Raw genomic sequence first — 12,861 nt, 5'->3', positions numbered from 1 at the left:
ACTTAGTCCGCGAAGGGATCGCGCACGAGGATGGTGTCCTCGCGCTCGGGGCTGGTGGAGACGAGCGTGACCGGGCAGCCGATCAGTTCCTCGATCCGGCGGATATATTTGATCGCCTGCGCCGGGAGGTCGGCCCAGCTGCGGGCGCCGGCCGTGGTGTCCTGCCAGCCTTCGATATCCTCGTAGATCGGCTCCGCCTTCGCCTGATCCTGCGCATGGGCGGGGAGATAGTCGTAGGTCTGGTCGCCGATCTTGTAGCCGACGCAGATCTTGAGCGTATCGAAGCCGTCCAGCACGTCGAGCTTGGTCAGCGCGATGCCGGTGACGCCCGATACTGCGACCGACTGACGCACCAACACGGCGTCGAACCAGCCACAGCGGCGCTTGCGGCCGGTGACGGTGCCGAATTCATGGCCGCGTTCGCCGAGGCGCTGGCCGGTTTCGTCCTCCAGTTCGGTCGGGAAGGGGCCGGAGCCGACGCGGGTGGTGTAAGCCTTGACAATGCCCAGCACGAAGCCCGCGCCGTTGGGGCCAAGGCCAGTGCCGCTCGCCGCCGTGCCCGCGACCGTGTTGGACGAGGTGACGAAGGGATAGGTGCCGTGGTCGATGTCGAGCAGGGTGCCCTGCGCGCCTTCGAACAGGATGCGCTGGCCCGCCGCTTTTGCCTTGTTGAGCGTCAGCCAGACGGGCTTGACGAAAGGCAGAATGAAGCTGGCGATGTCGCGCAGTTCCGCCATCAGGGCTTCGCGGTCGATCGGCACTTCGTTGAAGCCTGCGCGCAGGGCGTCGTGATGGGCGGTCAGGCGGTCGAGCTGCGGGCCGAGATCGTCGAGATGGGCAAGGTCGCAGACGCGGATGGCGCGGCGGCCGACCTTGTCTTCATAGGCGGGGCCAATGCCACGGCGAGTGGTGCCGATCTTGCCTGCGCCCGACGCGTCTTCCCGCAGGCCATCGAGGTCGCGGTGGAAGGGCAGAATCAGCGGGCAGGTTTCGGCGATCTGGAGGTTTTCGGGCGTGATCTCCACGCCCTGCCCCTTCAGCTTGGCGACTTCATCGCGGAAATGCCAGGGGTCGAGGACGACGCCATTGCCGATGACTGACAGCGTGCCGCGCACGATGCCCGAGGGGAGCAGCGAGAGCTTATAGACCTTCTCGCCCACGACCAGCGTGTGGCCTGCATTGTGGCCGCCCTGAAAGCGGGCGACGACGTCGGCGCGCTCCGACAGCCAGTCGACGATCTTGCCCTTGCCTTCGTCGCCCCACTGAGCGCCGATCACGGTCACATTTGCCACAGATAAAGTCCTTCCGCCCGCCGCGGTGACCGGCCATGCCCTTCGACGGGACTCGGCATGCCGGTGGGATCAAGTTGGGCGCATACGCCCTGCGGGAGGCGCGTTAGCCGCGCGGCCCCCTACGCGTCAAGTCAGTAAGCTCGTGTCGCGTCGCCATCCAGCCAATGGGTGCAGCGCAACGCTTCACCATTTTCCTGACCCGTGAGAGCGGCGACCGTTTGCCAGCCCTCACCCCGAAGTTGCGCGGCGCGACTTTCGTCATGGTGCAAGGGCAGGAAGAGCCGCTGAGGCATTTCCGCGCCGAAGCCCGCGTCGATGAGTGGATCGGGATAGAGCGAGAAGCCGATCGCCGGTTCTTCCGACCCGTCTGCCCGAGTGATGGCATAGCTGCCGCCCCGGCCAATCTCTCCGATGAAGCCTTCCGCGAAGATCGAGAAGCCGAACCAGTTCTGATATTCAAAGCCGTGGCGTTCGGTGGGATCGAGGGTCAGCGTGATGTCCCAGCCGATCGGCTTGGCGACGGCGCGCAGGCCCGCGATTCGGCTGTCGATTGCGCCGCCGAGCTGGGCATTTAGCGCTTCGAGCTTCTCCATCGCGGGATGGAAGGGGCCGGTCGCCTCCATCAGGGGCAGATAGGCGGCGGCGGCCGGGCTGATCGCGGCGAGCGCGCCAGCATCCTTGGCGTCGAGTTCGGCGCGAACGGCTTCGATGTCTTCGGGAGCGAGCGGGAGCGGTCCAGCGGCGAGGCTGTCGATCAGGTCGGGCAGCGTGAAATCGATGGTGATGCCGGTGACGCCGGCGGCCTGGAGCGCCTCGATTGCGACATTCACGATCTCGACGGCTGCGGCAACGCTGTCGCTGCCGATGAGTTCGGCGCCGACTTGCAGCCGTTCGCGTTCGGGGCGGAGCTGGTTGGCTTTCAGGCGGATCACGGGGCCGCCATAGGACAGGCGTAGCGGGCGCGGCGCGCTGGCGAGGCGGGTCGCGGCAATGCGGCCGACCTGCGCGGTCATGTCGGGACGAAGGGCGAGGCTGCGCTGCGATACTGGATCGACGGCGCGGACGAGGTCCTGCGCGCGCATGGATTTGAGGCGGCTGACCAGTGTTTCTTCAAATTCGGCGAGCGGCGGCATGACCCGCTCATAACCGTGCGACGCGACCGTATCGAGCACGCGGCGCGCGAGGCGCGCGGAGGCTTCGGCCTGCGGCGGCAGGCGGTCGGACAGTCCTTCGGGCAGGAGGCCGGGGGGGATGCTCATCTTAAGCCCTCCCCCCTCGGGGGGAGGGTTGGGAGAGGGGGACTGCGCGCAACGCTTGTGCAATCACACCCAGCACGCCTTCAATATTGCCAATCACATCCGGGTTGCCGAAACGAAGCACGCGATATCCTAGCGATTCCAGAAATTCTGTTCGCCGTGCGTCATAGCGATCTTTGGCCGAATGTGTATCCCCATCGATTTCTATGATGAGCTTTGCCGCTTTGGAGGCAAAATCGGCGATATATGGCGCGATAATCGTTTGGCGGGTGAATTGCTGATCTTCGAAGCGGTTGGCTCGAAGTGCGAGCCATAGCTTTTGTTCGGCGGGCGTGGGGTTGGCGCGCATTTGTCTCGCGCGTTCCTTGAGCTTTGGGTCGAGACGCACCGTTGCTCCCCCTCTCCCAAACCCTCCCCCCCGAGGGGGGAGGGCTTTTCAGAGTTACGCGAAGCGGAGGAGCTTCACCGTCTTGACGCCTGCGAGGTTGCAGATAGCCTTCAGCACATCGTCATTGACCGCGCCGTCGACCGACAGCAGCAGCACGGCTTCCCCGCCCTGGCTGCGGCGGCCAAGGTGGAAGGTGCCGATGTTAACGCCTGCTTCGCCGAGCGTCGAGCCGAGACGGCCGATGAAGCCGGGCGCATCCTGGTTGACGATGTAGAGCATATGGCCTTCGAGGTCGGCTTCGACCTTGATGCCGAACAGCTCGACAAGGCGCGGGCTGCCGTGGCCGAACAGGGTGCCAGCGACCGACTTGTCGCCGGCTTCGGTCTTTACCGTGACGCGGACGAGGGTCTGGTAGTCGCCCTCGCGGTCGTGACGGACCTCCCGGACGTCGAGGCCGCGTTCCTTTGCCAGAAACGGCGCGTTGACCATATTCACCGTGTCCGAATAGACGCGCATCAGGCCAGCGAGCACCGCCGCCGTGATCGGCTTCTGGTTGAGTTCGGCGGCATGGCCTTCGACCTCGACCGAAACGCCCTGGATGCGGTCGCCTTCCAGCTGGCCGACGAGGCTGCCCAGTTCTTCGGCAAGCGCCATATAGGGCTTGAGCTTCGGCGCTTCTTCAGCGGACAGGCTCGGCACGTTCAGCGCGTTGGTGATTCCGCCGTCGAGCAGATAGTCGCTGAGCTGTTCAGCCACCTGAAGCGCGACATTGACCTGCGCTTCGTCGGTCGATGCGCCCAGATGCGGGGTGCAGATGAAGTTGGGCGTCCCGAACAGCGGCGATTCCTTGGCCGGTTCCTGCACGAACACGTCGAGCGCGGCGCCAGCGACATGGCCCGAATCCATCGCTTCCTTAAGCGCGGCTTCGTCGACCAGACCACCACGCGCGCAGTTGATGATGCGCACGCCCTTCTTGGTCTTGGCGAGATTTTCCTTGCTCAGGATGTTGCGGGTCTGGTCGGTCAGCGGCGTGTGGAGCGTGATGAAGTCAGCCTTTGCCAGCAGCGTGTCGAGGTCAGCCTTTTCCACGCCCATTTCGACGGCGCGTTCCGGGGTGAGGAAGGGATCGAAGGCGACGACCTTCATCTTGAGGCCGAGCGCGCGGCTGGCGACGATCGAACCGATATTGCCCGCACCGATCAGGCCGAGCGTCTTGCCGGTGACTTCCACGCCCATGAAGCCGTTCTTCGGCCACAGGCCCTGCTGGGTCTGGGCGTTGGCTTCCGGCAGCTGGCGGGCGAGCGCGAACATGAGGGCAATGGCATGTTCGGCGGTGGTGATGGAGTTGCCGAACGGAGTGTTCATGACGATCACGCCCTTGGCGGACGCAGCCGGGATATCGACATTGTCGACACCGATGCCCGCGCGGCCGATGACCTTCAGGTTGGGCGCGGCGTCGAGGATTTCCTTGGTGACCTTGGTCGAGCTGCGGATGGCGAGGCCGTCATATTGGCCGATGATCGCCTTCAACTCTTCCGGGGTTTTGCCGGTGATGACGTCGACCTCCAGGCCACGTTCACGGAAGATCGCGGCGGCGCGGGGGTCCATCTTGTCGGAAATAAGTACCTTGGGCATGACGAATTGCCTTTCAATTCGTCATCCCAGCGAAGGCTGGGATCTCGGGCCTCTAGGGTCTGCCTAGCCGCCCGAGATCCTGACTTTCGTCAGGATGACGGGGAATATGGGGTGGGTTCGAAAATTAAGCAGCCTTGGCCGTTGCGTAGGCCCAGTCGAGCCACGGACCCAGCGCTTCGATGTCGGCGGTCTCCACCGTCGCGCCGCACCAGATGCGCAGGCCAGCCGGGGCGTCGCGGTAACCCGCGACGTCATAGGCGGCGCCTTCCTTTTCGAGCAGGCCAGCCATGCTCTTGATGAATGCTTCGTCCGCACCCTCGACCGTCAGGCAGACGCTGGTGGTGGAGCGGGTGGCAGCGTCAGCAGCGAGGTGGCCAAGCCAGTCGCGTTCCTGCACCAGCTTATCGAGCGCGGCCGCATTGGCGTTGCTGCGCGCGATCAGGCCATTAAGGCCGCCGAGCGACTTGCCCCATTCGAGCGCGAAGATCGCGTCTTCCACCGCCAGCATGGAGGGGGTGTTGATCGTCTCACCCTTGAAAATGCCTTCGGCCAGCTTGCCCTTCGCCATCAGGCGGAAGACCTTGGGCAGCGGCCAGGCGGGGGTGTGGGTTTCAAGGCGCTCGACGGCGCGGGGGCCGAGGATCAGCACGCCATGGCCGCCCTCGCCGCCCAGCACCTTCTGCCAGGAGAAGGTGGCGACGTCGATCTTGGTCCAGTCGATCTCATAAGCGAAGACCGCGCTGGTGGCGTCGGCGAAGGTCAGGCCTTCGCGGTCGGCCGGGATCCAGTCGGCGTTCGGCACGCGCACGCCCGAGGTGGTGCCGTTCCAAGTGAAGAGCACGTCGTGGGCGAAGTTCACACTGTTCAGGTCGGGTAGCTGACCATAGTCGGCGCGGATGATCGTGGGATCGAGCTTCAGCTGCTTGGCAGCGTCCGTCACCCAGCCTTCACCGAAGCTCTCCCAAGCGAGCGTCGTGACGGGGCGGGCACCCAGCATGGTCCACATCGCCATTTCGAAGGCGCCGGTGTCGGAACCGGGGACGATGCCGATGCGATGGGTGTCAGGCAGGTTCAGAAGCTCGCGCATCAGATCGATGCAATAAGCGAGGCGGGTCTTGCCGATCTTGGCGCGGTGCGAGCGGCCGAGGGATTCAGCGCTCAGCTTGTCGGCGCTCCAGCCCGGAGGCTTGGCGCAGGGACCGGAAGAGAAATAGGGGCGTGCCGGCTTCGTAGCGGGCTTGGCGGCAGGCGCAATAGTGGCGTCTGCGGCAGTCACATCAGTCATGTACGCTTCTCCTTGCAGAGAGCTCGCGCGGCGTTGGGACCGCGTGGCCCGCTCGCCGCCCTAAAGACCGGGCGCTAAGAGTCAAGCCGAATATCTGGATGCGACGAACCGTTGCCGTTGTTAACCCACAGCTTCGCGGCGCGTGGTAAATGATTGAGCATGAAAGAGCGGGCATGGGGGAAAGCGGCAATGCGCGGCGTGGGTCAGGCGGCCTTGCTGGCGCTGTGCCTGACACTGGCGTCATGCGGCGGCGATCTGGTGCCACGGGGCCGGGTCGAGCGTCCATCGAAGCCGGTCAAGAGCGCGCGTCCGTCAGCGCCGCCGCCGATGGAATTGCGGCAATGTCTGGTGAAGCTGCAATCGCAATCGGTGCTTTTCACCCCCCTGCCTGATCAGAATTTCGGCGGCGGCTGTTCCGCGATGGGTAGCGTCAAGTTGCTCGACATCGGCGTGCCTGCCACCAATCTGGGCGCGATGACATGCGGGCTGGCGGCCAATTTCGCAGCGTGGGCGCGCTATGGCGTCCAGCCTGCCGCGCGACTGATCCTGGGCGCGGAGATCGAGCGGATCGAGACATTCGGCACCTATAATTGCCGCCCGATCGCTGGCAGCGGCAGGCTGTCCGAACATGCGCACAGCAATGCGGTGGATGTGTCGGCCTTTGTCCTGTCAGACGGGCGGCGGATCACCATCGAGCAGGGATGGAATGGCGACCGGCAGACGCGGCAGTTTCTGGAGGTAGTGCGGGCGAGCGCCTGCAAGCGGTTCCGCACGGTGTTGAGCCCCGACTATAATGTCGCGCATCATGATCATTTTCATTTCGATATGGGCGGAAGAGGTGGCTTTTGCCGCTGAGCTTCCTAAGTTGGGTTGAATGACAAGAAAAGAAATCGAAGAACGCAAATTCCGTCCTGCCCGGCAGGAAGCCGCAGACGCCAAAAAGACCGTCGGCACCCCGCAAACCACCAGCGCCGCCTACCGCCTGGCTTTTCAGGATACCGAGTTCCTGCTGCGCGAGGATTTGCGGCCCGTGCGGTTTCAGCTGGAACTGTTGAAGCCGCAACTGCTGATGGACGAAGCGAAGATCGAGTCCACTTTCGTCTTTTATGGATCGGCCCGCATCCCGGAGCCGGAACAGGTGCAGGCAAGGATCGACGCCGCCACGACGCCGGACCAGCGGCGAATCGCAGAGAATCTGGGGAAGAAGGCGCGCTATTATGAAGAAGCGCGCAAGCTGGCGCGGATGGCGGCGCAATATCCGGTGAATGAGGCGGGATGCCGCCACTTCGTGGTGTGTTCGGGCGGCGGGCCTTCCATCATGGAGGCGGCCAATCGCGGCGCGGCGGATGTGGGCGCGCAGACGATCGGCATGAACATCGTGCTGCCGCATGAGCAGGCGCCCAATCGATTCGTGACGCCGGAATTGAGTTTCCAGTTCCATTATTTTGCGCTCAGGAAGATGCATTTCCTTTTGCGGGCGCGGGCTTTGGCTGTGTTTCCGGGCGGGTTCGGCACGTTTGACGAGATGTTCGAGCTGCTGACGCTGATACAGACGGGGAAGATGAAGCCCATTCCGATATTGCTGTTCGGGCGGGAGTTCTGGACACGGGTCGTGGATTTCGAAGCACTGGCGGATGAGGGGGTGATTTCGCCTTCGGACCTGAATTTGTTGACCTGGGTCGAGACGGCCGAGGATGCGTGGAAGGCTGTGCAGGCTTTTTATCAGGATAGTGAAGGGCCGGGGTGCGGGTAAGTGCAACGTGCTCCTGCGAAGGCAGGAGCCTAGCCGAGAGGACAAAACTGGGCTCCTGCCTTCGCAGGAGCACGGCCTCCTAGCTGGTGAGTAGGGAATATATTACTTCGCTCCCCTTCCCCCCCCATCCAACTTCGCCTAAGCCCTTTCGGGCCAAGGCTTCATATCCTTCTCCCCGTGGGGGAGAAGGGTTAGATGTTGCCTCTTGGGGTTGTGAAGACTAGGGCGCGGCCATGCGTGCCGAGCTTGACCATGTCGATTGCTGGATCTTCGATCTGGACAATACGCTGTACCCGGCGAAGGCGGACCTGTTCGCGCTGATCGACGTCAAAATGGGCGAGTTCATTCAAGGGCTGCTGGGCTGCGACCCGGATGTCGCGAAGGCTACGCAGAAGCGCTACTTCATGGAACATGGCACGACGCTATCGGGGCTGATGCACCATCATGGCATCGAGCCGCGTGCCTTCCTGGACTATGTGCATGATATTTCGATGGATCGGCTGGAGGTGGACGCGGCGCTGAACGCCCATATCGCCGCCCTGCCCGGCCGCCGCCTGATCTTCACCAATGGCGATGCGGATTATGCGGAGCGCGTGCTGGACAAGCTGGGCCTTGGCCAGGCTTTCGAACTGATCCACGACATTCATGCCTGCCAATATGTGCCCAAGCCCGATCCGTCAGGTTATGCCGAGCTATGCCGTGTCCATGGCGTCGATCCGACCCGCGCCGCTTTCTTCGAGGATATGGCGCGCAACCTGCGGCCCGCCAAGGCGATCGGCATGTCCACCATCTGGGTGAATAATGGCTCCGAAGCGGGCAATCATGAGCATCATCCGGACTTTATCGATTTCGAAACCGACCATCTGACGCCATTTTTGGCCGACATCATTGGGGAAAGACCATGAGCCAAGACCTGATCGCCACCATCGACGCTGCCTGGGAAAACCGGGCCAATGTCAGCCTGACCACGCAGGGCGAAGTCCGTCAGGCGGTGGACAAGGCGCTGGCGCTGCTGGACAAGGGTGAGCTGCGCGTTGCTGAACCCACGGCGGAGGGCTGGCAGGTCAATCAGTGGGCGAAGAAGGCGGTTCTTCTTTCCTTCCGCCTCAACGACAATGTCATGATCGACAATGGTCCGGGCGCTGGCCATTGGTGGGACAAGGTGCCCAGCAAGTTCGCAGGCTGGGACGAAGGGGCGTTTCGCGCCGCCGGCCTCCGCGCGGTGCCGGGCAGCTTCGCTCGCGCCGGATCGCACATCGCCAAGAATGTCATCCTGATGCCGAGCTTCGTCAACATCGGCGCATTCGTCGATGAAGGCACGATGGTCGATGCCTGGGTGACGGTGGGCAGCTGCGCGCAGATCGGCAAGAATGTCCATCTGTCGGGCGGCGTCGGCATTGGCGGCGTGCTGGAGCCGTTGCAGGCCGATCCGGTGATCATCGAGGATGACTGCTTCATCGGCGCGCGGTCGGAAGTCGTGGAAGGCGTGCGCATCGGCAAAGGTTCGGTGCTATCGATGGGCGTGTTCATTGGTCAGTCGACGAAGATCGTGGATCGCACGACGGGCGAAGTCTTTATGGGCGAAGTGCCGCCTTATTCGGTGGTCGTGCCGGGATCGCTTCCCGGCAAGCCGCTGCCCGATGGCACGCCGGGGCCGAGCCTGTATTGCGCGGTGATCGTGAAGCGCGTGGATGCGCAGACGCGGTCGAAGACCGGGATCAACGAGTTGTTGCGGGATTGATCTGCTACCTGCTCCCCTCCCGCAGGCGGGAGGGGTCGGGGGTGGGCCGCGATAGCGCCAGCAATCGTGCCGCCCTCTGGGATGGGGTGCAAGCTCGCTGCGCTCGCACCCACCCCTTCCCCCTCCCGCTTGCGGGAGGGGCTTATAAGATGAGCGCCGGTCGCCTACATTCGCCCGATGCCGCCATCCACACCTGACAACACCCCCCTTCCGCCTGTCTGGGCAACGCTGCGGCGGTTTCTTCCATATCTCTGGCCATCGGACGCCCCGGCGCTGCGGCGGCGCGTGTCCATTGCCATGCTGCTGGTGGTATTCGCCAAGGTCATCAGCCTGGCGATGCCCTTCGCCTACAAGGCCGCGATCGACCGCATGGCGCCGGGTCTGGAACCCGGCGTGGCGCTCGCCGTAGCCCTGGTCGTCGCCTATGCGGGCGCGCGGTTTGGGAGCGTGCTGTTCGACAATCTGCGCAATGCGGTGTTCGAGCGGGTTGGGCAGGAGGCCGGGCGGCGGCTGTCCGATGATGTCTTCAAGCATCTGCACCGCCTGTCGCTGCGCTTTCACCTCGATCGACGCACGGGCGCGGTCACCAAGATCGTGGAGCGCGGGACCAAGAGCATCGACACGATGCTGTATTTCCTGCTGTTCAACATTGCGCCGACGGTGCTGGAACTGGCGGCGGTGTGCGTCATCTTTTTCGTCAAGTTCGGGCCGGGCCTCGTCGTCGCGACATTGGCGATGGTCGGCCTCTACATCTGGTTTACCCGCACCATCACCGAATGGCGCAATCAGCTGCGCCGCGACATGGTGGACATGGATACCAACGCGGTCGCGCATGCGGTGGACAGCCTGCTGAATTTCGAAACGGTGAAATATTTCGGCGCGGAAAGTCGCGAGGCGGCGCGCTATTCCACGGCGATGCGGCGTTACGCCGATGCCGCCGTCAAATCGGAAAACAGCCTTGCATGGCTGAATATCGGCCAATCGCTGATCACCAACCTGATGATGGCGGGGGCGATGGGCTATACCGTGTGGGGATGGAGCAAGGGCAGCTTCACCACCGGCGACGTAGTGCTGGTTAACACGTTACTTAGCCAACTATTCAGGCCGCTCGATCTGCTGGGCATGGTTTACCGGACGATCCGGCAGGGCGTGATCGACATGGAGGCGATGTACAAGCTGATCGATACGGAGGCGGAGATTGCCGATGCGCCGGACGCCCCGGCGCTGAACGTCCGCGCGGGCGAAGTACGCTTCGATCATGTACGCTTCGGCTATGATCCCGATCGCGAGATATTGCATGATGTGAGCTTCGCCGTACCAGCCGGACGGACATTGGCGATCGTCGGACCTTCGGGTGCGGGCAAGTCCACCATCGCGCGCACGCTGTTCCGTTTCTACGACATTCAGGGTGGCCGCATCCTGATTGATGGGCAGGACATTGCGCAGGTTACGCAGGCATCCCTGCGCGCGGCGATCGGCATCGTGCCGCAGGACATGGTGCTGTTCAACGACACGGTCGGCTATAATATCGGCTATGGCCGGGCAGGCGCGACGCAGGCGGAAATCGAGACGGCGGCCAAGGCTGCCTCCATCCACGACTTCATCATGCGGCTGCCGCAGGGCTATGACACGCGCGTGGGCGAGCGCGGGCTGAAGCTGTCCGGCGGCGAGAAGCAGCGCGTGGCGATTGCCCGAACGCTGCTGAAGGACCCGCCCGTGCTGGTGCTGGATGAGGCGACAAGCGCGCTCGACAGCCGCACGGAAACGGAAATTCAGGATGTGTTGCGCAATATTTCCCGCAAGCGCACGACACTGGTAGTGGCGCATCGCCTGTCGACGGTGGTGGACGCGGATGAGATCATCGTGCTGGATCAGGGACGGATCGTGGAACGCGGACGCCATGCTGATCTGGTGCGGGCCGATGGCCTCTATGCCGCGATGTGGACGCGCCAGGCGACAGAGCGAGAGGAGATGCCCTCAAATCCGGTGATCGATGACGGGATCGCTGTCAGGGAAGCATCAATGAGGATGGGGTGAGAATGCGGCAGATGACGGACGCCGGTCGCGGCTGGCGACTGGCACCATGGGCGGCGATCGCGATCATCTTGATGGTGCCGCTGGTCGCAATGCGGTTCACCGATGAGGTGCGCTGGACCGGCCATGATTTCCTTGCGGCGGGCGTGCTACTCACCGGCGCTGTGCTGACCTATCAGGTCGGTGCGCGGCTAATTACCGGGCGCGGGCGGCGGTTGCTGTGGGCCGGTGCCATCTTGATCCTGGCCATGTTGCTATGGGCGGAAGGTGCCGTGGGCATCCTTTCCTAAGGTTAGGCAAGCGGCCCCGGTTCAGGACGCGAGGCCGCTTGCCTTTCAGCTATCAGCGGTTGGTGACGGTCGTTGTCGTCTTTTCGACAACCGTGGCACGCGCGGGCGCGGACGTCGTCTTGCGGACGACCTTGCGCTTGACCGGCGCGGCCTTGCGAACGGTCGCCACAGGCGCGCTTTTCACGGTTTCGGTAGTGACGGTGGTGGCGGCCGGGACGGTCGCAGCGGCGGCCCGTGCGGCCCGTGCGTCGGCAGCAGCGGAAGCAGCCGCCCGTTCGGCGGCGTCAGCGCGCGCATTGGCGGCGGCGGCGTCCTGCTGCGCGGCGGCGGCGGTGGATGCCTGAACCTCTGCATCGGTCTTGACGCTCACCTGGCTCTGGCCGATTGCGGTGTCGGCAAAGCCCTGCGCCTCGACGGCGGCCTTGATGGCGTCCTGTTCCTTGCCGCTCTTCAGCCGTTCCTGAGCGAGGCGGAGCGAAGTCTGAGCTTTGGCGAGAACGGCCGGGTCGAACTGGCCCGCTTGCAGCTTGGCGGCGGCGTCGATCTTGCCCTGCGCCTGCGCGATGGCCTTGAGCGCCTGTTCTTCATCGCCTGCGAGCGCGGGACCGCTCGCGAGGAAAAGCGCCGAAGCGGCGGCAAGAGCGCGTAGGGAATAGCCGGATTTACGCATATTCTCTCCTGTGACTGTTGAGAGCCGGGTAACGTGCCGGAATGAACCGGGTTCCGGATGCGCGGTTGCTGGAGAGAGACGGGCTGTCGTCAGTCTGGCAGAAAAGGGGCGGCAACATCGGCTGGCACGCGCAGGATGCGGCCGCTTCCCTTGTCGATGATTGCCCAGGTGGATTTGGCGGCAACCTTCACCTTTCCATCAGGGCCGATGAATTCCATGTGCCGGTCGAACCGCGCACCACGCGGCGCTTCCGCTATCCAGGTGCGCGCGGTGACCATCTCGCCCTCCCGCACATTGCCGCGATAGTCGATCTCGTGCCGCGTCACGACCCAGAGATAGGTGTCCAGATGTTCCGGCGCGGCATCTCGGGTCCAATGTTCGGTCGCGACCTGCTCCATCCACTGCACCCAGACGGCGTTGTTCACATGGCCGAGCATGTCGATATGCTCGGGACCTGCGGTGATCCGGGTCGTGTAGTTGGAGGACATTATATTGATGCTCCGTCGCTGGCTCGCTG

13 protein-coding genes are annotated in these 12,861 nt (G+C 63.8%); 6 read left to right on the top strand and 7 right to left on the bottom strand.

Features of this window, described 5'->3' with window-relative positions:
- Positions 1-2: 2 nt before the first annotated feature.
- The 5 genes from AC6JBC_RS02345 to AC6JBC_RS02325 form a co-directional block, all read right to left on the bottom strand.
- Positions 3-1,292, bottom strand: a complete 1,290-nt coding sequence (locus AC6JBC_RS02345; RefSeq protein ID WP_498025199.1) for an adenylosuccinate synthase — start codon at positions 1,290-1,292, stop codon at positions 3-5.
- A gap of 131 nt (positions 1,293-1,423) precedes the next feature.
- Positions 1,424-2,551 carry an ATP phosphoribosyltransferase regulatory subunit gene (locus AC6JBC_RS02340; RefSeq protein WP_498025198.1) on the bottom strand — a complete coding sequence of 376 codons (1,128 nt, stop codon included), beginning with the start codon at positions 2,549-2,551 and terminating at the stop codon, positions 1,424-1,426.
- 1 nt (position 2,552) lies between these two features.
- The gene (locus AC6JBC_RS02335) at positions 2,553-2,897 is read right to left on the bottom strand and encodes an endonuclease domain-containing protein (protein WP_498025197.1); all 345 of its coding nucleotides are present in this window, start codon (positions 2,895-2,897) and stop codon (positions 2,553-2,555) included.
- A gap of 93 nt (positions 2,898-2,990) precedes the next feature.
- Complete coding sequence (gene serA, locus AC6JBC_RS02330; protein WP_498025196.1) at positions 2,991-4,571, bottom strand: phosphoglycerate dehydrogenase; 1,581 nt, start codon at positions 4,569-4,571, stop codon at positions 2,991-2,993.
- 124 nt (positions 4,572-4,695) lie between these two features.
- The gene (locus AC6JBC_RS02325; protein ID WP_498025195.1) at positions 4,696-5,856 is read right to left on the bottom strand and encodes a phosphoserine transaminase; all 1,161 of its coding nucleotides are present in this window, start codon (positions 5,854-5,856) and stop codon (positions 4,696-4,698) included.
- A gap of 159 nt (positions 5,857-6,015) precedes the next feature.
- Between AC6JBC_RS02325 and AC6JBC_RS02320 the strand changes: the two genes are divergently transcribed.
- From AC6JBC_RS02320 to AC6JBC_RS02295, 6 genes are all read left to right on the top strand, one after another.
- The gene (locus AC6JBC_RS02320; protein WP_464787557.1) at positions 6,016-6,711 is read left to right on the top strand and encodes an extensin family protein; all 696 of its coding nucleotides are present in this window, start codon (positions 6,016-6,018) and stop codon (positions 6,709-6,711) included.
- Positions 6,712-6,730: 19 nt separating this feature from the next.
- On the top strand, positions 6,731-7,609 hold the full coding sequence (locus tag AC6JBC_RS02315; protein ID WP_498025194.1) for an LOG family protein: 879 nt from the start codon (positions 6,731-6,733) through the stop codon (positions 7,607-7,609).
- Positions 7,610-7,842: 233 nt separating this feature from the next.
- Positions 7,843-8,514 carry a pyrimidine 5'-nucleotidase gene (locus AC6JBC_RS02310; RefSeq protein WP_498025193.1) on the top strand — a complete coding sequence of 224 codons (672 nt, stop codon included), beginning with the start codon at positions 7,843-7,845 and terminating at the stop codon, positions 8,512-8,514.
- Positions 8,511-9,350 carry a 2,3,4,5-tetrahydropyridine-2,6-dicarboxylate N-succinyltransferase gene (gene dapD / locus AC6JBC_RS02305; protein ID WP_498025192.1) on the top strand — a complete coding sequence of 280 codons (840 nt, stop codon included), beginning with the start codon at positions 8,511-8,513 and terminating at the stop codon, positions 9,348-9,350. Before AC6JBC_RS02310 ends, dapD begins: the two co-directional genes overlap by 4 nt.
- Before the next feature lie 177 nt (positions 9,351-9,527).
- Positions 9,528-11,387 carry an ABCB family ABC transporter ATP-binding protein/permease gene (locus AC6JBC_RS02300; RefSeq protein ID WP_498025191.1) on the top strand — a complete coding sequence of 620 codons (1,860 nt, stop codon included), beginning with the start codon at positions 9,528-9,530 and terminating at the stop codon, positions 11,385-11,387.
- 2 nt (positions 11,388-11,389) lie between these two features.
- Entirely contained in the window at positions 11,390-11,674 is a 285-nt protein-coding gene (locus AC6JBC_RS02295) for a hypothetical protein (protein WP_498025189.1), read from the top strand.
- Between the two features lie 52 nt (positions 11,675-11,726).
- Here the strand turns inward: AC6JBC_RS02295 and AC6JBC_RS02290 are convergent, their stop codons facing one another.
- Together AC6JBC_RS02290 and AC6JBC_RS02285 are read right to left on the bottom strand one after the other, a co-directional pair.
- Positions 11,727-12,344: a hypothetical protein gene (locus tag AC6JBC_RS02290; protein WP_498025187.1), complete on the bottom strand. Its 618-nt coding sequence runs from the start codon at positions 12,342-12,344 to the stop codon at positions 11,727-11,729.
- Between the two features lie 89 nt (positions 12,345-12,433).
- The gene (locus tag AC6JBC_RS02285) at positions 12,434-12,832 is read right to left on the bottom strand and encodes an acyl-CoA thioesterase (protein ID WP_498025186.1); all 399 of its coding nucleotides are present in this window, start codon (positions 12,830-12,832) and stop codon (positions 12,434-12,436) included.
- Between the last annotated feature and the right edge of the window lie 29 nt (positions 12,833-12,861).

It is taken from the genome of Sphingobium sp. RC1, from assembly GCF_059738765.1.
The sequence above is the reverse complement of the archived record's forward strand: the minus strand, read 5'-3'. Positions and strand labels throughout refer to the sequence as shown.

What these genes read in the sequence shown, in the direction of transcription:
- AC6JBC_RS02340 (WP_498025198.1), bottom strand. Translation starts at nt 2,551, where the DNA reads ATGAGCATCCCCCCCGGCCTCCTGCCCGAAGGACTGTCCGACCGCCTG.
- AC6JBC_RS02335 (WP_498025197.1), bottom strand. Translation starts at nt 2,897, where the DNA reads ATGCGCGCCAACCCCACGCCCGCCGAACAAAAGCTATGGCTCGCACTT.
- serA (WP_498025196.1), bottom strand. Translation starts at nt 4,571, where the DNA reads ATGCCCAAGGTACTTATTTCCGACAAGATGGACCCCCGCGCCGCCGCG.
- AC6JBC_RS02325 (WP_498025195.1), bottom strand. Translation starts at nt 5,856, where the DNA reads ATGACTGATGTGACTGCCGCAGACGCCACTATTGCGCCTGCCGCCAAG.
- AC6JBC_RS02320 (WP_464787557.1), top strand. Translation starts at nt 6,016, where the DNA reads ATGAAAGAGCGGGCATGGGGGAAAGCGGCAATGCGCGGCGTGGGTCAG.
- AC6JBC_RS02315 (WP_498025194.1), top strand. Translation starts at nt 6,731, where the DNA reads ATGACAAGAAAAGAAATCGAAGAACGCAAATTCCGTCCTGCCCGGCAG.
- AC6JBC_RS02310 (WP_498025193.1), top strand. Translation starts at nt 7,843, where the DNA reads ATGCGTGCCGAGCTTGACCATGTCGATTGCTGGATCTTCGATCTGGAC.
- dapD (WP_498025192.1), top strand. Translation starts at nt 8,511, where the DNA reads ATGAGCCAAGACCTGATCGCCACCATCGACGCTGCCTGGGAAAACCGG.
- AC6JBC_RS02300 (WP_498025191.1), top strand. Translation starts at nt 9,528, where the DNA reads ATGCCGCCATCCACACCTGACAACACCCCCCTTCCGCCTGTCTGGGCA.
- AC6JBC_RS02295 (WP_498025189.1), top strand. Translation starts at nt 11,390, where the DNA reads ATGCGGCAGATGACGGACGCCGGTCGCGGCTGGCGACTGGCACCATGG.
- AC6JBC_RS02290 (WP_498025187.1), bottom strand. Translation starts at nt 12,344, where the DNA reads ATGCGTAAATCCGGCTATTCCCTACGCGCTCTTGCCGCCGCTTCGGCG.
- AC6JBC_RS02285 (WP_498025186.1), bottom strand. Translation starts at nt 12,832, where the DNA reads ATGTCCTCCAACTACACGACCCGGATCACCGCAGGTCCCGAGCATATC.